Source organism: Variovorax sp. J31P207 (assembly GCF_030316965.1).
GTDB lineage: Bacteria > Pseudomonadota > Gammaproteobacteria > Burkholderiales > Burkholderiaceae_C > Variovorax > Variovorax ginsengisoli_B.
This window is the reverse complement of sequence record NZ_JASZYN010000002.1, coordinates 764,254-787,075: the sequence shown is the minus strand read 5'-3', so window position 1 is coordinate 787,075 and position 22,822 is coordinate 764,254. Positions and strand designations below refer to the sequence as shown.

20 protein-coding genes are annotated in these 22,822 nt (G+C 65.9%); 14 read left to right on the top strand and 6 right to left on the bottom strand.

Annotated elements, in window-relative coordinates; translation table 11 throughout:
* The first annotated feature begins 4 nt into the window (after positions 1-4).
* The 4 genes from QTI68_RS09305 to QTI68_RS09290 all read left to right on the top strand — a co-directional run bounded on the left by QTI68_RS09305 (position 5) and on the right by QTI68_RS09290 (position 6,063).
* Positions 5-1,777, top strand: a complete 1,773-nt coding sequence (locus QTI68_RS09305; RefSeq protein ID WP_286521128.1) for a GMC family oxidoreductase — start codon at positions 5-7, stop codon at positions 1,775-1,777.
* A gap of 11 nt (positions 1,778-1,788) precedes the next feature.
* Positions 1,789-2,145, top strand: coding sequence for a c-type cytochrome (locus tag QTI68_RS09300; RefSeq protein ID WP_286521127.1), 357 nt, complete (start codon positions 1,789-1,791; stop codon positions 2,143-2,145).
* Between the two features lie 331 nt (positions 2,146-2,476).
* Positions 2,477-3,130 (top strand): TetR-like C-terminal domain-containing protein, encoded by a 654-nt coding sequence (locus QTI68_RS09295; RefSeq protein WP_286521126.1) that lies wholly within the window; start codon positions 2,477-2,479, stop codon positions 3,128-3,130.
* Positions 3,127-6,063 carry an ATP-binding protein gene (locus QTI68_RS09290; protein ID WP_286521125.1) on the top strand — a complete coding sequence of 979 codons (2,937 nt, stop codon included), beginning with the start codon at positions 3,127-3,129 and terminating at the stop codon, positions 6,061-6,063. Before QTI68_RS09295 ends, QTI68_RS09290 begins: the two co-directional genes overlap by 4 nt.
* Here QTI68_RS09290 and QTI68_RS09285 read toward each other — a convergent pair.
* From QTI68_RS09285 to QTI68_RS09260, 6 genes are all read right to left on the bottom strand, one after another.
* The gene (locus QTI68_RS09285; RefSeq protein ID WP_286521123.1) at positions 6,054-8,759 is read right to left on the bottom strand and encodes an ATP-binding protein; all 2,706 of its coding nucleotides are present in this window, start codon (positions 8,757-8,759) and stop codon (positions 6,054-6,056) included. The two genes, QTI68_RS09290 and QTI68_RS09285, sit on opposite strands and share 10 nt — an antisense overlap.
* Entirely contained in the window at positions 8,752-9,312 is a 561-nt protein-coding gene (locus QTI68_RS09280) for a response regulator transcription factor (RefSeq protein WP_286521121.1), read from the bottom strand. Before QTI68_RS09280 ends, QTI68_RS09285 begins: the two co-directional genes overlap by 8 nt.
* 50 nt (positions 9,313-9,362) lie before the next feature.
* On the bottom strand, positions 9,363-9,983 hold the full coding sequence (locus QTI68_RS09275; protein WP_286521119.1) for a response regulator transcription factor: 621 nt from the start codon (positions 9,981-9,983) through the stop codon (positions 9,363-9,365).
* An 80-nt stretch (positions 9,984-10,063) separates the two neighbouring features.
* Positions 10,064-10,282 (bottom strand): hypothetical protein, encoded by a 219-nt coding sequence (locus QTI68_RS09270; protein ID WP_286521116.1) that lies wholly within the window; start codon positions 10,280-10,282, stop codon positions 10,064-10,066.
* Positions 10,282-11,244 (bottom strand): alpha/beta fold hydrolase, encoded by a 963-nt coding sequence (locus QTI68_RS09265; protein ID WP_286521114.1) that lies wholly within the window; start codon positions 11,242-11,244, stop codon positions 10,282-10,284. Before QTI68_RS09265 ends, QTI68_RS09270 begins: the two co-directional genes overlap by 1 nt.
* A gap of 23 nt (positions 11,245-11,267) precedes the next feature.
* Complete coding sequence (locus QTI68_RS09260; RefSeq protein WP_286521112.1) at positions 11,268-11,933, bottom strand: sensor histidine kinase; 666 nt, start codon at positions 11,931-11,933, stop codon at positions 11,268-11,270.
* Positions 11,934-12,507: 574 nt separating this feature from the next.
* Between QTI68_RS09260 and QTI68_RS09255 the strand changes: the two genes are divergently transcribed.
* From QTI68_RS09255 to QTI68_RS09210, 10 genes are all read left to right on the top strand, one after another.
* Positions 12,508-14,022, top strand: a complete 1,515-nt coding sequence (locus QTI68_RS09255) for an ATP-binding protein (protein WP_286521110.1) — start codon at positions 12,508-12,510, stop codon at positions 14,020-14,022.
* A gap of 92 nt (positions 14,023-14,114) precedes the next feature.
* A complete protein-coding gene (locus QTI68_RS09250; protein WP_286521109.1) occupies positions 14,115-15,158 on the top strand; it encodes a LysR family transcriptional regulator in 1,044 nt (347 codons plus the stop codon).
* A gap of 259 nt (positions 15,159-15,417) precedes the next feature.
* Entirely contained in the window at positions 15,418-16,245 is an 828-nt protein-coding gene (locus QTI68_RS09245) for an alpha/beta fold hydrolase (RefSeq protein WP_286521559.1), read from the top strand.
* Positions 16,246-16,281: 36 nt separating this feature from the next.
* On the top strand, positions 16,282-17,157 hold the full coding sequence (locus QTI68_RS09240; protein ID WP_286521107.1) for a hypothetical protein: 876 nt from the start codon (positions 16,282-16,284) through the stop codon (positions 17,155-17,157).
* A 9-nt stretch (positions 17,158-17,166) separates the two neighbouring features.
* Positions 17,167-17,868 (top strand): dienelactone hydrolase family protein, encoded by a 702-nt coding sequence (locus tag QTI68_RS09235; protein WP_286521104.1) that lies wholly within the window; start codon positions 17,167-17,169, stop codon positions 17,866-17,868.
* A 78-nt stretch (positions 17,869-17,946) separates the two neighbouring features.
* On the top strand, positions 17,947-18,570 hold the full coding sequence (locus tag QTI68_RS09230) for a glutathione S-transferase family protein (RefSeq protein ID WP_286521102.1): 624 nt from the start codon (positions 17,947-17,949) through the stop codon (positions 18,568-18,570).
* A gap of 185 nt (positions 18,571-18,755) precedes the next feature.
* Positions 18,756-20,159: an amidase gene (locus QTI68_RS09225; protein ID WP_286521101.1), complete on the top strand. Its 1,404-nt coding sequence runs from the start codon at positions 18,756-18,758 to the stop codon at positions 20,157-20,159.
* The gene (locus QTI68_RS09220; RefSeq protein ID WP_286521100.1) at positions 20,156-21,058 is read left to right on the top strand and encodes a tryptophan 2,3-dioxygenase; all 903 of its coding nucleotides are present in this window, start codon (positions 20,156-20,158) and stop codon (positions 21,056-21,058) included. The genes QTI68_RS09225 and QTI68_RS09220 overlap by 4 nt, the downstream gene beginning before the upstream one ends.
* Before the next feature lie 65 nt (positions 21,059-21,123).
* Entirely contained in the window at positions 21,124-21,804 is a 681-nt protein-coding gene (locus QTI68_RS09215) for a nitroreductase (protein WP_286521558.1), read from the top strand.
* Between the two features lie 30 nt (positions 21,805-21,834).
* Positions 21,835-22,785, top strand: coding sequence for a ring-cleaving dioxygenase (locus QTI68_RS09210; RefSeq protein WP_286521099.1), 951 nt, complete (start codon positions 21,835-21,837; stop codon positions 22,783-22,785).
* Positions 22,786-22,822 lie beyond the last annotated feature (37 nt).

Sequence of the window (22,822 nt, the reverse complement as noted above, 5' to 3'; positions counted from 1 at the left end):
ACCCATGATTCAAAAACTCCCCAATCGGTCCGTTGTCTTCGTCGGTGGCGGACTCACCGCCGGCTTGGCTGCGCGGCAAATGATGAATTCCGGCATCGACGTGCTGGTCCTCGAGCGCGGCGCTGATCTCGCCGGCAGCGCGGCGGCAACGCTGCCCAACCAACGCGACGAATTGCGCTGGGGCGTGCGCAACAGCCTGGTGCAGAACTGGGCCAATGAGACCTACACCCTGCGCCATTCCGCTGACGAGAGCGCCCTGCCGGTGCGTCGGATGGAAGCTTTTCTCCCGGGTGAAGGCTTGGGCGGCGCGGCGAATCACTGGAATGGGCAGACCTGGCGCTGGGCCGAGTACGATCCGGCCCTGCGCACCCGCCTCGAGTCCCGATATGGCAAGGCCGCGATTCCGCGCGAGATGACGGTACAGGACTGGGGCATCAGCTACGCGGAAATGGAGCCCTATCACGATCTTTTCGAGCAGCTCTTCGGCATCGCGGGGCAGGCAGGCAATGTCGGCGGACAACTGATCGAAGGCGGCAATCCCTTCGAGGCGCCCCGAAAGCGCTGCTTTCCGCAGCCTCCGCTCGAGATCCTCGAATCCGGTCGAATCTTCAAGGCCGCAGCGCAAAGCCTCGGCTACAAGCCATTTCCGATGCCCGCGGCCAACTCGCCGCGCGCATACACGAACCCGGACGGCGCGAGCCTCGCGCCTTGCCAGTATTGCGGCCACTGCGAGCGCTTCATTTGCGAAGCCAATGCCAAGGCGACTCCAGCCCTGCTTCTGTATCCGATGCTGCAGAAGCAGCGGGACTTCATGCGCCGTTTCGAGGTTCGCCTGCACGCTCAAGTCAAGGAAATCATCTACGACAAGCACGCGAAACGGGTCACCGGCGTGCGGTTCATCGACCTCCAGACGGCCCAGGAATACGAGCAGCCCGCGGATGTCGTCGTACTGTCTGGCTTCACGATGACGAACACCAAGCTGCTGCTCGCGAGCGGCATTGGGCGGCCCTACGACCCGAAGACGGGAAAGGGCACGGTCGGGAAGAATTTCTGCTATCAGGTGATGTCGTCGGTGCCGGTGTTCTTCAAGGACCGCTGGATCAACCCCTTCATGGCCTCCGGCGCCTCGCAGATGGTCGTCGACGAGTTCAATGGCGACAACTTCGATCACGCAGGGCTCGGCTTCTTCGGCGGCGGCTACATCTACTCGAACGTGACGAACGGGCGCCCGATCAATGCACGGCTCCATCTGGCCGGAACGCCGCGCTGGGGATCGGCGTGGAAGCAGGCCAACGCGGACTGGTACGCGCACGCCTTCAATGTTGCGGTGCACGGCAGCAACTACCCGCATAGCCAGAACTATCTCGACCTCGATCCGACCTATCGCGATGCCTACGGGTCTCCGCTGCTGCGCATGACTTTCAACTTCCGCGATAACGACCATCGGATGAGCGAGTACGTCACGAACAAGGCCGCTGGCATCGCGCGTGCCATGGGCGCCACGGCCGTCGGCACCCCACAGCCCCGGCGTGGCGACTTCGACGCCCGGCAGTACCAGACGACGCACACGACGGGCGGAACGGTCATGGGCGCCGACCCTTCCACGAGCGTGGTGTCGCCCCGGTTGCAGCACTGGGATGCGCAGAACCTCTTCGTCGTGGGCGCGTCGGTCTACGCGCACAACGCGGGATACAACCCCACCGGTCCGCTCGCCGCACTGGCGCTGCGCCTGGGCGACGACCTGGTGCGATACGCCCGGCAACCGCGCATGCTTTGAGGACGCTTGCTTTGCAGACACGCCTTCTTGCCGCCTGCACCGTGGCTTTCCTGAATTTGGCGCACGGTCAATCCGCCGTGCAACCACCTCCGTCATGGACGACTTGCGCGGCATGCCATGCCGCGCAGGGCGCAGCCGCGATCGGGCCGCCGCTCGGCGGCGTGGTCGGCCGAAAGGCCGGCTCCGCTCCGGGGTTTGGCTACAGCCGCGCGATGAAGAACGCACAGATCACCTGGGACGACCCGTCGCTGACCGCCTTCCTGAGCGATCCACAGCAAGCCGTGCCGGGCAACCGGATGCCTTTTGCCGGCATTCCAGATCCCGCCGAAGTGGCGGAACTCGTCAAGTACCTCAAGACGCTGCGATAGGCAGCAGCGCTGGGCGGCCGATGGCCGCTCCCGCACCGCACCATCGCGGGAGGCCCTCCTTCCGCCGCGCGATCCCACACTGAGCCTCCCGGCAGGTGTCGCCATCGCTGTCGCCCCGAATTGATCCCTCGTGGGCCGGCGCCCCTTCGCGCAAATGCAGCGGCAGCGTTCGTGCTTTGGCCCTTCCCCACGGACGGGCACGTGGTGGCGTCGGGGCAATTCACAGGCCCGGCGGCCGGTCTTTCCAAAATTACGCTCCGCTTCGTTTCGTATTCAAAATACAATTGTTCACGATCGTTCGTTTGAGCGAGCGATGTGAGCAACCCGCGCCATGTCCAAACACCAGGATTCCCCCCTTCCCGCCGAGCCGCCCCTGGGCCGGCCTCGCAGCCCGGACGTCACGCAGGCGGTGCGCGCCGCTGCGCTCGCCCTGGCCTGCGAAGGCGGTATCGGCCACGCCACACTGGGGCGCATCTCCGAGTACAGCGGCGTTGCGAAGACAACCATCTACCGCCGGTGGCCCAATGCAGCCGCCATCGTGATGGACGCCTTCCTCGAAGACATCATCCCGCTCATCCGCTACCGCCGAAAGGCCGACATACGGGCGACCTTCATCGCCGCTTTGGAGGAACTTGCCCATGCGCTTCGGGGGCCCCGTGGCGATCTGTTGCGCCACCTGCTTGGCGCGGCGCAAAGTGATGCCGACCTGCAGAAGGCGTTCGTCGACCTGTGGATCGCACCGCGCCGAGCGCAGGCGAAGGAAGTCATTGCCGATGCCAGGACGCGCCGCGAACTGCGTGACGACCTCGATGAAGATGTCTTCATCGACACGCTTTTCGGTGCCGTGTACTACCGGCTGCTGATCCCGTATGCGGAGGTGACGGACCGGTATGTCGCAGCGTTGGTCGATCAGGTCCTGGCCGGCGCAGCCTCGCGCGACCGCCAAACTCCGCCCGAGCTGGCGAGCCACGGAGGAGACAAATGAGACCTCGCCCGGGTCACGAACGCGCCGGTCCTTCCACGCGGGCAGCATCCAGCATCGCGCCTCCCGCGTACCGCCCTGGTACACCCCGCGTTGACGCAGGCCCGATCGTTTCACAGGCGGAGCCTGACCCGGCGTCGGCAGAGATCCGCTGGTACTTCGGCGCTTTCGTTGTCTGGGAAGCGCAGCGCCGGCTCGAGCGGGCCGGCGAGGCTGTGCGGGTCGGGCCGCGTTCTTTCGACCTGTTGCTGCAACTGATCAAGCGGGCCGGCGAATTCGTGAGCAAGGACGAGCTGCTCTCGGCGGTCTGGGCCGGCGTCGTGGTCGAAGAGGCCAGCGTGCGCGTCCACATGTCCACGCTTCGCAAGGCGCTGGGCGAGCCGGGTGAGCGCGACGACTGCAAGGAGTGGATCTCCAACATTCCCCTGCGTGGCTACAGGTTCAACGGTCGCGTCCGGCGCGAGGCGGCCGACACCTCGATCAAGGCCGAGCCCCGACCACCCGCCCCCGCCTTCACCCCGCTGCCGGTCCGTCTGACTGAACTCGTCGGCCGCGACGCCGAACTATCGCGGGTTCTCGCGTCGCTGGAAACCTGCCGCCTGGTCTCGATCGTCGGCACAGGCGGCATCGGCAAGACCCGTCTCGCGATCCACGCCGCGGAGAGTCAGCAACGCATGCACGCCACGGAGGTCGCCTTCATCGACCTCTCGCCGCTGATCTCCGCGGATCACGTGCTCGGTACCTTGGCGCGCTCCGTGGGCGTGCCCGCCGACCTGCCCGACTCCGTCGGCGCCATCACGCAAAGCCTGATGGGCCGCGACGTACTCCTGCTGATCGACAACTGCGAGCATGTGGTGGATTCGCTGACCTTGCCGATCACCGGCTTGCTGTCCGCGCTGCCCGGTCTGCGCATCCTCGCAACCAGTCGCGAAGCGCTTGGCGTGACCGGCGAGCATGTCTTGCGGTTGCAAGCGCTTGCGGTTCCGGATGCCGAACAGGTCTCGCTCGCCCAGGCAATGCATTGGCCCTCGGTCGAATTGCTTGTCGAGCGGGCCAAGGCGGCGGGTGCGGGTGCGTTCGACGATTCGCACGGCCCCTTGCTGGCGAAGATCGTGCAGCAGGTCGACGGCATCCCCTTGGCGATTGAGTTGGTGGCAGCGCGCCTGGGCGTCCAGCCCGTCGGCGATCTCGCGCGGAGGCTCGACGACCACATGCGCCTCTACGCCTTCAGCCGTGCCGCACTTGCGCGGCACCGGACGCTGGCGGCAGCCCTGGACTGGAGCATCGCGCTGCTGAGCGAGGTGGAACTGCGGCTCTTTCGGTGGTTGTCGGTGTTCCGGGGGCGCTTCGATGTCGAATCTGCGCTCGGCGTCAGCGCCGCCGGCATGGACACCGAAGTGGCTTTCGACGCCCTGATCTCGCTGGTCAACAAGTCGCTGGTCTTTTTCGACAGCAGCGATGCCGTCGCACCCTATCGCCTCCTCGAAACGACGCGAAGCTACGCCGCTGCGCTTCTTGCGCAGAGCGATGAGCGTCCGGCGTTGCTGCAGCGTCATGCAGTGCTCATGTGCGACCTCATGAAGGCCGCGGCCGCCGAACTTTCGGACCTGACCGAACAGGCCTGGGCCGACCGGTACGCTCACCGACTGGACGACGTGCGCTTCGCGCTCGAAATCTGCCTGACCCAGCAGCCCGATGCGAAGATGGCCGCCTCGCTGGTGACGGCTTCCGCCCCGCTGTGGTTCCATCTGGCCCAGGTGGTGGAATATCGAGACAGGATCTCTGCGGCGCTCGAACTGGTCGACCGGCAATCTGCACCGGACACCGAAGCAGCGACCTGGCTCAATACCGCCCTGGTCAGCGCTCTGCTTCACACCGGCAGGTCGACACCCGAGCTGGGGGCCGCAGCGGATCAGGCCCTTGCCGGAGCGCTCGCGGTCAAGGTGCCGGTGCTGGAACTGCAAGCCCGTTGGGGGCGCTGCACGCACGACATGTTTCGCGGCGAGTATGCGCCGGCATTGGACCAGGCGCACACGCTCATGGCGGCTGCGCAATCCTGGTCCGACCCCGCCGCGCTCAATCTCGCTCACCGCGTAATGGCGATGGCGAACCATTTTTCTGGTCGCTTCGATGTGTCGAGGCAGCACAGCGAAGCATCGGTGCAGATCGGCGGCGGCCTGGGCCATGCCCGGGCGAACATGGTGGGCGTGAACGCCATCGTCGCGGCCAAGGCCATGCTGTGTCGGACTCTCTGGATGCAAGGGGAGACGGAGAAGGCGCTGGAAGAAGCCAGCGACGCAGTCGCGCGTGCGCAAGCGGCCGGAAGGTCTGTGTCCCTGTGCTCTGCGCTGTACGGCGCCTGCCCGGTCGCCCTCTGGGCGGGCGAGTTCGAGCTCGCCGGCAGGTGGGGGCACCTGATGATGGACGAGGCGCAGCGCAGGGGCCTGGTGGGCTGGTTGCGCTATGCCGAATGGTTCTCCCAGGGCCTTCAGCTGCACGTCGCACAGGATCGGAACCCTTTCATCCGCGAAGTGGCCGGCTGCCTTGCGACCTATGACGCACCGCGCAGGGAGATGCTCGCGACCTTCTGCATCGACTGGGTCGACGACGAACTGATCGCCCGTGCCGCGCGCGCGGAAAGCCCTTGGGTCGAAGCGGAGGTCTGGCGCGCTGCCGGTTGGCGCGCCGAATCAAGTGCGAGGACCGACGAAGCGGAGGTCTTCTACCTGAGAGCCGTCGAGACCGCCAGGCGGCAAGGCGCCATCGCCTGGGAACTGCGTGCGGCGCTGAGCCTGGCGAGCATGTGGGCGAAGCTGGGCCAACCGGAGCGGGCCACGAAGCTGTTGGATGAGAGCTGCGCCCGGGCGCCATCCGACGGCAAGAATGCCGTGCTGGCTCAGGCTCGCCGGCTGCGTGAGCAGATCGCTCATCGCTGATCCGCCCCGGCACACAGCCCATCCAGCGCTTCGGCTGCGCGCAGTTCCCAGGCGCGCGCGCCTTGCGCGCCCGCAAGCGCCCGGGCGCGCAGGTAGAACGTCTCGGCCTCGACCGCGTTGCCCTGCTGTTCGAGGCGCCGGCCTGCGGCACGGAAAACTTCGGCGGCACTCCACTGCCCTTCGCCTCGCATCGCGCGGTCCACCAGGTCATCGTCCAACCATGCATCGCAGAACGTGACCATCATCTCTCTGCGGGGTTCGTCCATGCCCAGGACCCTGGGGGCCACGGCATCGATGTGCGCGCCCGGGTCATCGACCTCGACGAGCTTCAATGCATCGTCGTAGCAAAGGGCCCAGGCATGCCAGTAGGCAAAGCCCTTGGACCGGGTTTCTTGCAGCATCACGTCGATCCATGCGCGGGCCGCCGAGCGCTCGCCGGCCCAGACGGCCATGGGACAGATCCAGAACAGCGCCACGCACACGGACAGCGTGTGCCCCAGCGCCTCGGCCTCATCCATGCACCGTATCGCAGTGTCCATGGCAAGTCGGCTGTCGCCCTGGATCCACAGCGTCCTGGCAAGAATCGCCAACGCGGTGGTGCGCGCATCGGGCTGGAACGCGTTGGCATGGTTGTACCGGGTCGCGTCGTCCACGTCCGCCGCGGCTTCGGCGTGCACCCTGGCTTCGGCGAACGCGCCGCAAAAATGACTGGCGAGCGCCAGCATCCGGTGTGACAGATTGCGCGTCACCGCGCTGGTCGAATGCCTTGCGAACTCGCTCAGGATCTCGGCGTGTCCCAACGCCGGTGCATACGCGCCGCGCGTGATGTTCAGCGCGCAAAGGCCCCATCGGGCCTGGAATTCAAGGGTCTTCACCTTGAACTCCAGTGCGCAGGCCAGCGCCCGTTCGCAGGCCTGCGTCATGTCCGGTACCGTGCCGCCGGTGTGCCACAAAGCGTTGTAGAGCGCGATTTCCAGCCTTCCCGCCGTCAGGCGATCGGGCACCTTCTGAGCGTCGACATGGTCCAGCGCAGCGCGTACCCGATCCCGGTATTCGCTGACTTCGGACATGCGGAACCACAGCGGCGCCGACGCGACCGTGAGCGCGCCCGGAATCGTCATGTCCTCGTGATGGTCCATGCAGCTGTCCAGTGCGGCTCGTACGTCGTCCAGATAGCCTCGGTAGCGCTGAGTCCAGGCATCGGCGTCCAGCGCGGCCAGGTCCGCGGTCGCAATGCCCATCAGGTCCAGCATGAAGAGGGCATGGCTTTTCGCGACCGAGTCTCGCTCGCCCGCACGCACGAGCAGCACATGCGCATAGCTGCGGGTGGTGTCGAGCAGGCGATACGGCGAATGCGCCGCCTGATCGGCGTCGTACACGACGAGCGACTTGCTGGCCAGACCCAGCAAGGCGTCGGACGCCACGTCCGGGTCGAGCGCGTTGGCTGCCACGCTCAGTGCCGCCTCGATGTCGAAAAAGGCGCGGAACACGGACAGCCTCCGAAACAGCAGCAGTTCGGGGTCGCTCAGCAGGCCGATGCTCCAGTCCAAGGTCGCGGCGAGCGTGCGGTGTCGCGCAAGCACGGCGCGTCCGGCCGTCGAATGCAGGCGCATGTGGTCATCGAGCCTGAATGCCAAGTCGCTCGCGGGCTGAGCCCCGAGCCGGGCCGCGACCAGCTCGATCGCCAGCGGGATGCCGTCCACTTGGTGGCAGATCCTTGTCAACGGACCGCTGCTGGCGTCGTCGAATGCGCTGGCACCAGCGGCCTCGGCTCTCTCGACCAACAGGCGCACCGCTGGCGAGCGCAACGCATGCGCCAAGGAGCTGGGTCGGTCACTGTGGACCGCCAGAGGCATCAGACGGAAGACATGCTCGCCTCCCACGCGAAGCACTTCGCGGCTGGTCGCAAGGATCTTCAGCCGGGGCAACGCTGCCAGGAATCTGTCCAGGAGGGGGGACAGCCTCTCGATGACGTGCTCGCAGTTGTCCACGAGAAGCAGTGTCGCTTCGCCCTCGAGGCTCTGGACCATGGCCTGTTCGATGTCCGGCATGCCGCCGCGCACACCGATAGCGCGCGCCATCGTTGTCGGCACATGGTCCTGCGAGGTCAGGGGCGCGAGGTCGACGAAGCGGACCTGGGCTCCCCACAAGTCTCGGTAGCGCGCAGCGACACAGATGGCTACGCTGGTCTTCCCCACGCCGCCGGCACCCGCGACCGTGACCAGCCTGCTTGCGGCAAGCATGGCGAGCAGGCGTTCCAGCTCCACGTCCCGTCCCACAAGCCTGGAGAAGCGGGCGGGCAACGCCGCGGAAGTGCCCCCCTGAGAGGCATGGATCGATGGCGCGACGCCGGCGATTTGCACCAACTCTCCATGTACTCGCCCCAAAAAGCGATAGCCGCGCAATGGAATGTTGGCGATCCACTCCAGGCATCCGTCCTGAGCGCCCGGCGAGCCCAAGGCCTTGCGGAGGATCGACATGTGGACACGAACGCTCGCTTCGTCGACCACCACATCCGGCCAGACGGCTGCGAGCAGTTCATCCTTGCCGATGACCTCACCGGCGCGACCCACGAGGGCAATCAACAGGCCAATTGCGCGCGACCCGAGCCGCACCGGCTGCCCGTCGCGCTCCAGCCTTTGATCGCCTTCCCACAGGGCGAAGGTGCCGAAGCGCCAGCGCCGGACCTCAGACACGGACCAACCCGCGCTGCGTCGCCTTGACGGCGACTTGGGCTCTCGAACTGACCTGCAGCTTCTCGTAGATGTTGGAGACGTGTGTCTTGACGGTATTGGCGGAGATGTCCAGCTTGCGCGCGATTCCCTTGTTGCCATCGCCTTTCACCAGGAAGCGCAGCACGTCCTCCTCTCTGGCCGTGAGGTCCATGCGCGGCCTGCCACGACTGACGAGGGTCCGCATACGACTGCACAGATAGAGAGAGCCTCCGCCCACCACGTGGCGGATGGCATCCATCAGTTCAGCCGGATTCGTGTCCTGGCGCAGTAAGCCGTGCGCCCCGCTGTCGATGGCCCGGGCAACCTCGACCTCCTTGTCGCGGTGCGTCACCACGATGATCCGCGGCGGTTCAAGACCGGAGCGCACATTCTGGCGCTCGAATGTCGAGGCCAGAAGACTCAATCCGCATTCGTAATCGGCCACGATCACATCGACGACGCCCTCGCCGGCCTCCTGCCCTGCTCGCACGTCGAACCCAGGTTCCTGCCCGATGATCGACACGAGTCCGGCCATGGCAAGCGGGTCTCCATGACATACGCGGATGCACAAACTGGCGGAACTAGTCACGACGTCGCCTCCAGCAGCAGGCCGCGGCGGGATGCCTCGGCGATCACGGCAGTTCTGGTCGACTCGCCGAGCTTGCGCAGCAGCCCCTTCACGTGCGTCTTGACCGTGCCTTCGCAGATGCCCAGACGGCGGCCGATGTCCTTGTTGGCGAGCCCATGCGCAATGAGTCGGAGCACTTCCAGCTCACGAGCCGTCGGCACAGGCGCCGTCAGATGGTCCAGCAACGGGTCGGCCACCGAATGGGACAGGTACCTGCGCCCCTCGGCGACGCAGCGGACCGCCTCCGACAGCTCTTCGGCCGAGCAGTCGTGCAGAAGGTAGCCTCGCACCCCCGCGTCCACGGCGCGGCGAATTTGCCACCCTGTGCGCTGGTCGGTGACGACGAGGCACAAGTTCAACACCAGGCCCTGGCGGCCGGGCGTGGCGTTCGTTGCCTTGTCAATGCCTGTCGCGTAGTCCGTGACTAGCACGTCGACGCCATGCTCGTCATCGGCGGTGCCCGATCGAACTACAAGGTCGGCGCGAGAGCGCAGCAGCGATGCAATGCCGGCGGACACGTACGGGTCGCGATGCGCGACGACGACACGGATCTGCCTGGCTTGGGTCGGCGCTGTCATGGGCTCGGTCCTTCTGAGAGTCATGGATGAAGTCTGCGCAATCGGCGACCACGCCGCCAGTTAAGTCGTGTCAAGCCTTGTTATCGATCGGGGCGCACCGGGGTCGACGGCGTGGCGTCCTCCGGGGCGGGCGCCATCGTCGGATACGCCGCGTCCCGACAACGACCGACTGCGCCGCAGAGCAAGACGATGGCGCTCCCGGATGTGGGCTGCAGCGCCTCGGCGGCGGCAACCACGGCTCCGGCGCCGAGCGCGATCGTCAAGGCGACGGCGCACGCGACGCGCTTGAGCCACTCCATCAGGGGCGCCCCGCCCGTGCCTCGACCGCGTCTGCGGCCTCGATGATCATTCGGCTCACCAGCTTCGGCCGGGAGGTCATGACCACGTGCGAAGCGCCCTTGACGACGACCGTCTTCACCGACTTCGCTCGCTCGGCCATGAATGCCAGCGCGGCAGGCGGGATGTTCTTGTCACGGTCGCCGTAGATGAACCATGACGGAATGGTCTTCCAGGCAGCTGAAGGCGCCGCTTCGCCCAGCGCGCCCTCGGTGATGGGGCGCTGGGCCACCGCCATCAGCTGGGCGGCCGCCGGTGCCACGTCGTCGGCAAACTGCTTGCCGAACTTGTCCTGCTGGATGTACAGGTCCTTGGCACCGTCCGGCAAGACCACCGGCGCGGCGAGCGTCGGACCGAGCGTGCTGCCGGGAAACTTGCCCGACAGGTCGACGGCCGACTCGCCCACCTCGGGCGCAAACGCGGCAACGAAGACCAGGGCCTTGACGTTGGTCTTTCCAGCCGCCGCGGCAGAAATCACGGAGCCGCCATACGAATGCCCGACCAACACGACCGGTCCCGGGATCGAACCCACGATCGCGGCCACATAGTCTGCATCGGACTTCAAGCCGCGCAGCGGGTTGGCCGCCGCGACGACGGGAAAGCTGCGCGCACGAAGGTCGCGCGCAACCTCGTTCCAGCTGGCTGATTCCGCGAACGCGCCGTGGACCAGCACCACGGTGGGTCGGGTCGCAGGAGCCCCCGATGCGGCCGCGCTTGCTGGCGCCGAAAAATGCAGCGCGATGATGCCGATGGCGGCGAATGCACGTGCAAGGCTGGAGAACTTGTTCATATGGATTTCCTTGGAAAAATGGCCCGAATCAAAACGGACGGCCGGGCCCGGTTCGCGAACATCAAGACACCGTTTGAATCCTAGGTTTCGCATCTCACTGGCGGTAGGCCTGCGGGAGGTATCGCCGTGTTGCATGCGAGGCATCAATGCGCGAGTCGTCAGGCGCGCAGGTGGAGAGGAAGCCACACGCTGAACTCGGCGCCACGGTCCAACCCTGCGGAGGTCGCCTTCACGAAGCCACCGTGGGCGACTGCAAGGCCATGAACCAGCGCGAGGCCTGCGCCCAGGCGACCGCGGAACCCGCCGGCTTCGGTGTCGGCCTGGCTGAACAGGCCGAAGACGTCCGGCAGGAACTCTTGCGCGATGCCGCAGCCGCTGTCCGCCACGGAAAGTCTGGCAAAGCCATTCTCCGAGGACAAGCGCACAAACACCTCCGCCCCAACGGGCGAAGATTTCATGGCGTTGTCCAGCAGATTGCCGACGATCTGCTCCAGCGGGATCCGATCGGCATGGCAGATCAGCGGGTCGGTCGCCTTCCTCTCCGCGCGGATGCGGCCCGAGGCCCAGCGTGCGCTCGACGCAGCGACGAGGTCGAGCACCAGCGCGCCGAGGTCGACCTCGTCGTGGCGCAGCGCCGGTTGGCCGGTACCCACGGGCGAGAGGCCCGACGGATTGGCTCTCATCTGGAGAACATTCGGAGGCTGCCTCACTGTGTGCGACATGACGGCCAACGCCCGGGTCGCACGGCGAAAAATCGTTGCCCAGCGAGTGTCGCTTGGGGTCTCCGGGGCCGATTGCGTGCCCCACATGTGATAAAGCTTCACGAGGAATCCGTGCTTCTTAATGCGGCGGCCCCGGCATCATCGCGTCGGGGCGCCTCGTTGATGAACGACGTCGTTCTTGCGACTGGACCCGATCGTAGGCAGCCGCTCTCCCCATTGGAAGACCGTCGCGGCGACGCACCGTGTTGCCGACCGCACACCAATCCCCATGAGCGGCCGATGGGCGCGTCGTTCGCGATGGCAAGACGCTTCGTTCGCGGGAACGGGGTTCCGAGAAAGCCTCCCATCGCATCCAATGGATCGAGACACCAGCAGCGGTAGCCCCCTCGTGGGGCCAGCCCCCGGACAGGCGACCCGAATTTGCACCTCTGTCACAAGACATCGTGCTGATTCGTCTTGTCTTTGCTGGTACATGTGCCAGCGGCCCATAGGGCTTCACCCCTTTCACTGGATCGTTGAATGAAAACGTCTACTTTCGAGGCACTTCCCATTGCGGGCGGCGTGGCCATCGGCCGCTCCGCGCCTCGCCGGTCCTCGAGGCTGCGCGTGGAAGCTGTCGCGATCGGGCGCCGCCGCGTCGACCTGAATCGAAAGCGAGCACCGCGGAGGCCGGCGAGTGGGTGATGCGGGCGACATCGCGGCTCGCTCTCGTCCGTCGGAAGCGCATGCCGGCACCCTGCAGGGGTCGAGCGAAGTCCGGTGGCGCTTCGGCGCGTTCGTCCTCTGGGAGGCCCAGCGCCGGCTCGAAACCCTCGGGCGAAGGGTGCGCCTGGGCTCCCGCTCGTTCGAACTGCTGCTGCAACTGCTCCGGCGCGCGGGCGAACTCGTGAGCAAGGAGGATCTGCTCGCCACTGTCTGGGCCGGGGTGGTGGTCGGGGAGTCCAGTGTCCGCGTCCACATCTCCACGCTGCGCAAGGCCCTGGGCGAGCCGGCGGAAGCTGACAACTGCAAGGAGTGGATCTCCAACATCCCGCTGCGCGGCTACCGTTTCAACGGGACAGCGTTTCGCGAGGAGGTTGGCATCGAGACCCCCGGCCGCCCGTCGGCCGAGACCCTGCCTTCGCCTTCGTTCACGAAGCTGCCGGAGCGCCTTACCCGGCTCATCGGCCGCGATGCCGACATGGCACGCATGCTGGCGGCGCTTGCCACCCGGCGGCTGGTCACGATCGTCGGTGCCGGCGGCATCGGGAAGACCCGTGCCGCCATCTGGGCGGCGGAGTGCCATGCAGAGCGCACGGGCATCTCGCTCGCCTTCATCGACCTCTCGCCGCTGGTTTCAAAAGCGCATGTCGCGAGCACGATGGTGCGGTCGCTCGGCGCACCGGCTGACACCACCGACACGACGCAGGCCATCCTCCAGCGCCTGGCAGGCCGGGATGTGCTCCTGTTGATCGACAACTGCGAGCACGTGCTGGATTCGCTGACGCCGCTCGTTGCCGAACTGCTCGGCGCCCTGCCCGGCTTGCGCATCCTTGCAACCAGCCGGGAGGCCGTTCGGATCGAGGGAGAGCACGTCGTCCGGCTGGCGCCGCTCGCGTTGCCGGGCGCCGAATGCGCCGGCTTGGCGGAGGCCCTGGCTTCGCCTGCCGTCGAGCTCCTGGTCGAGCGTGCGATGGCAGCTGGGGCGCGCACGTTCGAAGAGTCGGACGGTCCACGGCTCGCCGCAATCGCGCGGCAGGTGGATGGCATCCCGCTGGCCATCGAACTGGTCGCGGCACGACTGGGCGTGCAGTCCATCGCGGACCTTGCGCTCCGGCTGAACGACCACATGCGGCTCTACTCCGCAGGCAGCAGGTCCGTGCTGCCCCGACACCGAACGCTCGCGGCAGCGCTGGACTGGAGCATCGCGTTGCTGGACGATTCGGAGCTGCGGCTCTTTCGCCGGCTCTCGGTCCTCCGGGGCCGCTTCGACGTCGAGTCGGCGCTCAGTGTCACTGGGGCAGACATGGATGCCGAGATCGCCTTCGACGCGTTGATTTCGCTCGCCAACAAATCGCTGGTGTCCTTCGACAACAGCGACGCAGTCGCCCCCTACCGGCTGCTCGACACGACGCGAAGCTACGCCGCCCGCCTGCCTGGCGTCCCCGAAATGGGCGCCGCGCCGGCCATAACAAACCTTGACAGCGCTTAACTGGCCTCGGCATGGCTTTGCGCGCAGAGTGGCCACTTCGCTTTCATGAGGGATTCGGGACGCCCGCATCCCTCCAACCGAGAAGCCGCCAAATGACAACCTCTGCCCTACCCTCACCGCCGGCCGTCCCCCTCGCGCCGCGCGCAGACCCGCTGGCCTCCAGCTTTGCCACCAGCTACGCGGGGGTGGTCGCCTTCATCGCCGTCGTCGCGGAAGGCAGCTTCGCGCGCGCCGCCGATCGCCTGGGCATCGGCCGATCCGCCGTGAGCCGCAGCGTCCAGAAGCTGGAAGACCAGTTGAACGTCCGCCTCTTCCTGCGCACCACGCGGAGCACGACGCTGACGCGCGAAGGCGACCTGTTCTACGCCAATTGCCACACCGGGGTCGACCGCATCGTCCAGGCCGTCGAGGAGATGCGCGATCTCCGGCAAGGCCCACCGCGCGGTCACCTGCGCATCAGCGCCGCGGTTGGGTTCGGCCGCCGGGTCGTCGCTCCCCTGCTGGGCGAATTCCGCGCTACTTACCCGGACGTCACCATCGACCTGCTCCTGAACGACAAGCCGACCGACTTCACGTCGGACCGGGTCGACATCGCGTTTCGCAACGGCCGCATGGAAGACGCCCAGATCATCGCCAAGCAGATCATCCCCATGCAGCTTCTGCTCTGCGCCTCCCCCGCCTACCAACAAGCCCACGGACTGCCCGCCACCGTGGAAGCGCTGGCCGGCCACGAGTGCATCAACTTCCGATTTTCATCCGGTCGAATTTTTGAATGGGAGTTCAAGGTCGCCGGGCAGTTGCGAAAGTTCGTTCCCGCGGCCAAGCTCACCTACAACGACGCGGACCTGGTGCTCCAAGCCGTGCTCGAAGGACATGGCATCGCCCAGTTGCCCGGCTACCTCGCTTGCGAGTCGCTGAGAACGGGCGCGCTGGTCCCGTGCCTGACCCAGTACGCGCCCGACGACAGCGGTCACTACATCTGCTACCTGAGCCGGCAGCACCTGCCCTCGCGCATGCGGGCGTTCATCGACTTCATGACCCTGAAGATCCGGGCCGCCGACCTGGACTGCCTCACCGATCTCGGCCAGGTATCGCAGGCAGACGCCGCCATTGGTGCCGAGGCGACAACAGCGTGAGTCCCTGCGCGGATCTACCCCCGTGCCCTTGGCGAACCTAGCATTTGAACCGTTCCACGGCCCATTCCCAGAGTTCTCGCACCGTGGTCCGACCCTTCACATTCAACCGCAGGAAACCATGAAGACCACACAGAACCCCTCGCGCCGACGCCTGATCGCGACCGGCGCTGCCGTCGCCACAGGAACCCTCGCGTTCGGCATGCAAGAAGCCGCTGGCGCAGCACCCCTCAACCGTTCGACCCAACCTCGGAGCCATTCCATGACAAGCAGCACCATCACCACCCCAGACGGAACGCAGATCTACTACAAGGACTGGGGCGACGGCCCGGTCGTCACCTTCTCCCACGGCTGGCCGCTCAATGCCGACGCATGGGATGGGCAGATGCACTTCCTCGCGCGCAACGGCTTCCGGGTCATCGCACACGACCGGCGCGGCCACGGCCGGTCGACCCAGTCGTCGTCGAACAACGACATGAACGGCTATGCCGACGATCTCGCTGTGCTCTTCAACGCACTCGACCTGAAGAAAGTCACGATGGTCGGCCACTCGACCGGCGGTGGCGAAGTGGCCCGCTACATCGGGCGCCACGGCACCCAGCGCGTGGCGAAGGCCGTGCTCATCGGCGCGGTGCCGCCGATCATGGTGAAGTCCGCGGCGAACCCGGAAGGGCTGCCAATCGACGTGTTCGACGGGCTTCGCGCCGGCGTGGCCAGTGATCGCTCGCAGTTCTACAAGGAATTCGCCCTCCCCTTCTACGGCGTCAACCGCCCGGGCTCGAAAGTGTCGCAGGGCGTGCTCGACCAGTTCTGGCTCTGGAGCATGCAAGTCGGCCAGAAGAACGCCTACGAATGCATCAAGGCCTTCTCCGAAACTGATTTCACCGAAGACTTGAAGAAGATCGACGTGCCGACCCTGATCATGCACGGCGAGGACGACCAAATCGTGCCCATCCACGATTCCGCGAAGAAATCCGTCCAGCTCATCAAGGGGGCCAAGGCGATCTACTACCCCGGCGCGCCGCACGGGCTCACCACCACGCTGCAAGACAAGGTGAATGCCGACCTGCTTGCATTCCTGAAGAGCTGAGCCGCGAACAGGACCGACCGACTTCCATCTTGCACCATGCTGAATCTATTGCTGCAAACCACGATCGAAGGTGATCCGGACGACTGGAACATTGCGCGTTTCAGTCGCCTGGGTTCGTTCCTCTCGCAGCTGCACGACGACGACGGCCGGCCCGCCTTTCGGGTGACGGCGCGCGATCGCACGCCGCGCGCTGCTCCCGACCCCGTGCTTTCGAACCTTGATGAATCGGACTTCGACCAGCTCTGGTTGTTTGCCGTCGATACCGGCGACGGCCTGACGCCGGAGGATTGCGCGAGCATCAGCCGGTTCCGGCGTCGGGGCGGCGGCCTCATGGTGACGCGCGACCACATGGACCTGGGGAGTTCGATCTGCAACCTGAGCGGGGTCGGGGCCGCACATCACTTCCACAGCCGCAACTGCGAGCCCGATGCGGGCCGTCAGTGCGTCGACAACCCGTTCTCCTCGCATATCTCCTGGCCCAACTACCACTCGGGCGCGAACGGCGACTACCAGCGCATCCGCTCGGTCGGCAGCATCCATCCGGTGATGCGGGACAGGCGCTCGGCGACCGGCGTGATCCAGTACCTGCCCGCGCATCCGCACGAAGGCACCGTCAGTGCACCGCCCGGCGACTCGAGCGGTCGCGTCGTCATGGAAGGACAGAGCTCCGTGTCGGGCAGGCGCTACAACATCGCTGTCGCCTTCGAGCACTCCGAGCATGGCGGTAGGGCCATCGCGCAGTCGACCTTTCACCATTTCGCCGACTACAACTGGGATCCTTCGGATGGCTGTCCCTCCTTTGTGACCGAGCCCGCCGGCGATGGGATCGTCCGCTTCTCCGAAGCGTTGCGCTCCACGAAGCAGTACGTGCGCAACATCGCGTTCTGGCTCAACGCAGAACAGATCTCTTGAGGAAGAACCATGCAGGACCCAGTCCGGATCACCACCGCCGGGGGCAGCTTCGCCGCCTATGTCGCCCGCCCGCAGAAGCTCCCGGCACCGGCGATCGTCGTCGTTCACGAAGTCTTCGGCGTCAATGCCGACATTCGCCAGTCCTGCGATGAACTCGCGGCGCAAGGGTACCTGGCCATCTGCCCTGACCTGTTCTGGCGAATCGCACCCGGCGTCGAACTCTCCGACGGCACGGAGGCGGAACGCGCTCAAGGCCAGGCGCTGTACAACGCCTTCGACCTCGATGCCGGCGTGGACGACATCGTCGCCACCCTGCGGGCCGCTCGAGACATGCCGGACGTCACCGGCAAGGTCGGCGTGGTCGGCTACTGCCTCGGTGGCCTCCTTGCCTTTCTCACGGTCGCCCGTGCGGGTTGCGACGCAGCGGTGGCCTACTACCCCGGTAACGCGGACAAATATGCCCGGGAGGCGAGCCGGATCGCCAGTCCACTGATCGTTCATCTAGCGGAAAAAGACGAGTACATCCCGACCGATGCGCAACGGGAGATCGTGGCTGCCCTGGCGGAGCGCCCGCAGGTGCAGGTCTACAACTACCCCGGTCGTGGCCACGCCTTTGCTCGGCATCGCGGCATCAGCTACAACGCCGAAGCGGCGGCCTTGGCCAACGGCAGGACCGCGGCCTTCCTGGCCCTCCATCTGCAGAAACACTGAGGCCCCAAGGGCGCGTCAAGGCTATCTCCAGCGAGAATCGCGGACAGCCCTCGCGGGCCTCTCTGGATGGATTCAACCATGCTGCGTCTCTATGACAGCCTCCTGTCTGGCAACTCCTGGAAGATCCGCATCCTCCTGAGTCAGCTGGGATTAGCGTACGACCGCGTCACGCTGGACCTGCAAAAAGGCGAGACGCGCGAAGCTGCGTTTCGCCGGATCAGCCGGTTCGCACGCGTGCCGGTCCTCGTGCTGGAAGACGGCCGTCCTCTCGTGGAGTCGGGCGCGATCCTGCTCCATCTCGCCGAGGGTACACCCTACCTGCCCGCCGACCCCTACCTGCGAGCAGAAGTCATGGGGTGGCTCTTCTTCGAGCAGGCCGATCTCCAGAAGGCGATTGCTGTCCCGCGCGTCCTGCACCTGCATGGTCTTGCGCAAGAGCGCCAGGATGACATCCGCCGGCTCCACGCCGACGGGTATGCCGGCCTCGAGAAGCTGGACCAGTGGGCGCTTGGCCATGCATGGCTCGTCGGCGAGCACTACACCGTCGCCGACATCGCGCTCTCCGCCTACGTCTCATTGGCCGAGCAGGGCGGCTACGACATGACGCGCTTTACAGGCATTCGCAACTGGCTGGCTCGCGTCCGAGGCCAACGCGGTTGGGTGCCACTGCTTCCCGAAGTCGGCCCAACGGCCAACAGCTGACCGGCGCCCTCAGCACGCAGCGGCCCCCAGTGGTCGCACCTTCGATCGTTCGAGATTCCGGGACCGTGCGTGCAAGGTACGGCGCCTTCTCAAGCATCCACGCGCTGCCTACGATTCGCCTGCCCCAACCCCAAGGGCATCGAACGCAAACCCACGCATTGATTTCAAACACCCGGAGACAACCCTTGAACGCCGTTCGCCAGCCATCCTCCGTGGGCTCACGCGCGCCCGGCCTTCGCCGCGCTCTCGAGGCGCTTGCCGGGCGGCACCTCACGGTGTCCGCCCTGATTGGTCAAGCGCTCGACGCCGCACAGGCCAGCAAGCGCGACGTCGGGGCGTTCGCCGCCATCGACCGGGACGGCGCGCTGAGCGCAGCAGCAGAGAGCGAGAGACGCTACGCGGCAGGGCGGCAACGACCGCTCGAAGGACTTCCCATCGGCGTCAAGGACCTGATCGACACCCAGGGCATCGACACCAGCTACGGCTCGGCCGCCTACCTGGGCCACCGCCCAAGCTCCGACGCCGACATCTTGAGCGCGTTGATCGAGCAGGGCGCCATCCCCATCGGCAAGACCCGCTCGCACGAATTCGCATGGGGCGTGACCACCGCCAGCGCGACCTTCGGCGACACCTTGAACCCGCTGGACCGCACGCGCATCCCCGGCGGTTCCAGCGGCGGAGCAGCCGCAGCCATCGCCTACGGAGCCGTGGCGGCTGGCCTCGGAACGGACACCGGCGGATCGGTCCGGATCCCGGCTGCGCTGTGCGGAGTCGTCGGATTCAAACCGACATTCGGCACATTGTCCACGCGCGGCATCTTTCCGTTGGCGCCCACGCTGGACCACGCCGGATTCCTGGGGCAGACGGTCGAGGACATCATGATTCTTGCGGGCGCATTCTCCATCGAAGCGCCCCAAGGCCTCGCCCCTGCATCCGTGCGCTTCGGCGTCGTGCGAGAGATCGCGCCCATCCCGCCGAGCGCGGAAGTCGCGAAGGCGTTCGACATCGCCCTTGGAAGAATTGCAGAAACCTTCGCTTCCACGACCCTCGCTGCACCCGGTCTGTTCGACGGAGTCTTCGAGGGCTTTGCCCATATCGTCCTCACCGAGGGCGGGGTCGAGCACTTCCGACGCAGCGACGCAGAGCGCATTGCGGCCCACTACGGCAGCGAGACCATCGACAGGCTCGAGCGCGCCAAGACCATGACGCTGGGCGACTACGCACGCGCCCAGCAAACACGACGCGAGTTCGCTGCCAGGCTGCATCGCGCGATGGCGGAAGTCGACTATCTCTTGCTGCCAACCTGCCCCTGCACCGCACCACGGTCGGGCCAGGCATCGATCGACATCGGCCGCTGGTCCGGCACGGTCCGCGAAGCGCTGATGACCTACACCGCGCCCTTCAACGTTGCGGGATTCCCCGCGATCTCGATCCCCCTCGCCGCCGCCGACGGCGGACTCCCCACGGCGCTGCAGGTCGTAGCGAAGCCGGGCAAGGACGGGCCGCTCCTGCGCATCGCACAGCAAATCGAAAGGCTGCTGGGCCCCGACGCGTTGACGCCTCCCCACACAACCGGGAACACGAAGTGAGCGACACCTCAACCCTTCAGACCGCCGAACGTCCCGCGCCCCATGACATGACAGTCGGCCAGACACCGTACAGCGCATGGATGCAGACCGACGCGTTGCACTCGCTGCAACGCACCGTCAGCGACCATCCCGGCGAGCACGCCTGGATCGTCCATGTGCAGGTGTCGGAGCTCTACTGGATGCTCATCATCAAGGAGATGCAGTCGGCTCAGGCCTTCCTGCGCGCCAACGACCTGCCACAGGCGTGGCGCACGCTGCGGCGAGTCGTTGCGCACCATGCGCCGCTGGACGCCATCTGGCGCTCGATCGACTGGATGACGCCGAACGACCTGCTCGCAATCCTTTCGCGCGCCGTCGCCACGCACGGCAAGGACACCGCCCTGCAGGGATGGACGTACCGACAGATGGTCTATCTGCTGGGCATCAAGCAAGCCGAGCACCTCCAGCACTTCGAACCACAACCCCATCGCTGGAAGCAGCTCCAAACGGCACTGGCCGAGCCCAGCCTGTATGACGATGTACTCGCTTTCCTCCAACGCCAGGGAATGGACGTGCCAACCGAACTGCTCGCACGCGACCTGAGCGCGCCCTACAAGCCCAGCAGCGAAGTCGAGGGGGTCTGGCGCCGGGTCTACGCCGACCCCAACGCGAACATCGAACTCCAGCAACTCGGCGAGACCCTGGCCGACATTGCCGAAGGATTCTGCAACTGGAAATTCCGGCACCTGATGGCGACAAGACGAACCTTCGGCGCACGGCCGGCGTACTTCGGCACCGAAGGCGTCGCGTGGCTCGCACCCACGCTGGACGAGATTCCATTCCCCGAACTCTGGTCGGCGCGGACCTGCATCGGAGACCCGCCGCCCATGTGCCCGCACATGGCCAAGCGGGGCGATTGAACGCCCCGATCGTACGAGATCGAGAGACAACCATGTCGGCCAACCTACTGATGGAGATTCTGGAAATGAACGCGGCACCTTTCATCGACAACCTCATCCGCGACCGACGCAGCAAGCGAGGCTTTCTCGACCGCCCCGTTCCACTCGACACGGTGAAGGACATCCTGTCGACCGCGAGCCATGCGCCCAGCTCGAGCAACACGCAACCTTGGCGCTGCTATGTCGTGACAGGGGACGCGCGCGACCGCGTCACCAAGGCTGCGGTTGCAGAGTTCCGCGCCAACCATGCCACGCTGGCGCCGGAGTACCCCTTCTTCCCCCAGCCGCTGCACGATCCGTACGCCACCCGGTTCAACACCTTTCGCGGCCAACTCGGCGATGCGCAGGGTGTGCATCGCAGCGACAAGAGCGGACGCCTGCGCGACGTGGAGCGCCAGTTCCTGTTCTTCGACGCACCGGTGGGCATCATTTTCACGATGGATCGCCGCCTCGAATGGGCCAGCTTTCTCTGCTACGGCTGCTTTCTGCAGAACGTCATGCTGGCCGCCAAGGGCCGGGGCCTGGACACCTGCCCACAGCAGATCTGGTCGCTGCAACACCATGTCTTGCGGGCGGAGCTCGGCATCCCCCCAGGGGAAATCGTGATCGCCGGCATGTCGATGGGCTGGGCCAACAACGGCATGCCGGAGAACTGCATGACGCTCCAGAAACAGTCGGTGGAGCAATTCGCTTCTTTCTCTCACTAGCAACCACCACCTTCCTACAAGAGGACTCACATGTCGATCATCAAGGGCTTTCACCATCTGACCGCTTGCGTCAGCGGCGCACAGGAGGACGTGGATTTCTACGTCACGCTGCTTGGCCAGAGCCTGGTCAAGAAAACCGTGCTGCTGGACGGCGAGGAACCGGTCTACCACCTCTACTATGGCAATGCACAAGGCGATGCCGGCACGCTGGTCACGTCGTTTCCCTTCAAGCAGAAAGGCGTGAAGGGACGCCGCGGTTCCGGTCAGATCAAGGTCATCAACTATTCGGTGCCGGCGGGTTCGCTGGACTTCTGGCGCGAGCGCTTCGACGCCCATGGCGTGACCTTCGAAGAGGCCACCGTCGAGCGCTTCGGCGAGCAACGCCAACGATTCCAGCACCCGTGCGGCATCGAGTTCGACCTGGTGGCCTCCGAGCACGACACGCGTGCGCCATGCATTGCGGCCGACATTCCAGCCAAGTTCGCGATCCGGGGTGTGCACAGCATCACGCTGTCGTTGCGCGAGGTCGATGAGTCCATCATCTTCATGAAGGAGGCGCTGGACTTTCACTATGCCGGCCAGTCCGGGCCGCACCACCGCTTCGAGACCGCCGACGGCAAGCCGGGCACCATCGTCGAGTTCATTCACGAACCGGACCGCCTCCAGGGCTCGTCGATCTACGGCGAGGGAACGATCCATCACGTGGCCTTCGCCGTGGACGGTGTCGAGCAGCAGATGCAGATCAAGGAAAAGCTGATGTCGATGGGTCACATCGACACCTCCGAGTCGGTCAATCGCAACTACTTCCGTTCGATGTATTTCAAGATGCCGGGCGGCGTGATGTTCGAGGCGGCGACCACCGACATCGGCTTTGCCATCGATGAAGAGCCCGGCCACTTCGGTGCCGAGTTCCAGCTGCCGCCATGGCTGCGCGACCGCAAGGACGAACTGCTCGCGCGCCTGGAGCCCATCGCCGTCTGACTGACCGTGCAAGACATCCTCCTTCTCTCTTTCCAAA

Excerpts from the sequence above, each read along its gene's own strand:
- QTI68_RS09230 (WP_286521102.1), top strand. The coding sequence starts at position 17,947 with ATGCTGCGTCTCTATGACAGCCTCCTGTCTGGCAACTCCTGGAAGATC.
- QTI68_RS09215 (WP_286521558.1), top strand. The coding sequence starts at position 21,124 with ATGAACGCGGCACCTTTCATCGACAACCTCATCCGCGACCGACGCAGC.
- QTI68_RS09275 (WP_286521119.1), bottom strand. The coding sequence starts at position 9,983 with ATGACAGCGCCGACCCAAGCCAGGCAGATCCGTGTCGTCGTCGCGCAT.
- QTI68_RS09295 (WP_286521126.1), top strand. The coding sequence starts at position 2,477 with ATGTCCAAACACCAGGATTCCCCCCTTCCCGCCGAGCCGCCCCTGGGC.
- QTI68_RS09210 (WP_286521099.1), top strand. The coding sequence starts at position 21,835 with ATGTCGATCATCAAGGGCTTTCACCATCTGACCGCTTGCGTCAGCGGC.
- QTI68_RS09245 (WP_286521559.1), top strand. The coding sequence starts at position 15,418 with ATGACAAGCAGCACCATCACCACCCCAGACGGAACGCAGATCTACTAC.
- QTI68_RS09280 (WP_286521121.1), bottom strand. The coding sequence starts at position 9,312 with ATGGCCGGACTCGTGTCGATCATCGGGCAGGAACCTGGGTTCGACGTG.
- QTI68_RS09250 (WP_286521109.1), top strand. The coding sequence starts at position 14,115 with ATGACAACCTCTGCCCTACCCTCACCGCCGGCCGTCCCCCTCGCGCCG.
- QTI68_RS09305 (WP_286521128.1), top strand. The coding sequence starts at position 5 with ATGATTCAAAAACTCCCCAATCGGTCCGTTGTCTTCGTCGGTGGCGGA.
- QTI68_RS09240 (WP_286521107.1), top strand. The coding sequence starts at position 16,282 with ATGCTGAATCTATTGCTGCAAACCACGATCGAAGGTGATCCGGACGAC.
- QTI68_RS09235 (WP_286521104.1), top strand. The coding sequence starts at position 17,167 with ATGCAGGACCCAGTCCGGATCACCACCGCCGGGGGCAGCTTCGCCGCC.
- QTI68_RS09270 (WP_286521116.1), bottom strand. The coding sequence starts at position 10,282 with ATGGAGTGGCTCAAGCGCGTCGCGTGCGCCGTCGCCTTGACGATCGCG.
- QTI68_RS09265 (WP_286521114.1), bottom strand. The coding sequence starts at position 11,244 with ATGCAACACGGCGATACCTCCCGCAGGCCTACCGCCAGTGAGATGCGA.
- QTI68_RS09290 (WP_286521125.1), top strand. The coding sequence starts at position 3,127 with ATGAGACCTCGCCCGGGTCACGAACGCGCCGGTCCTTCCACGCGGGCA.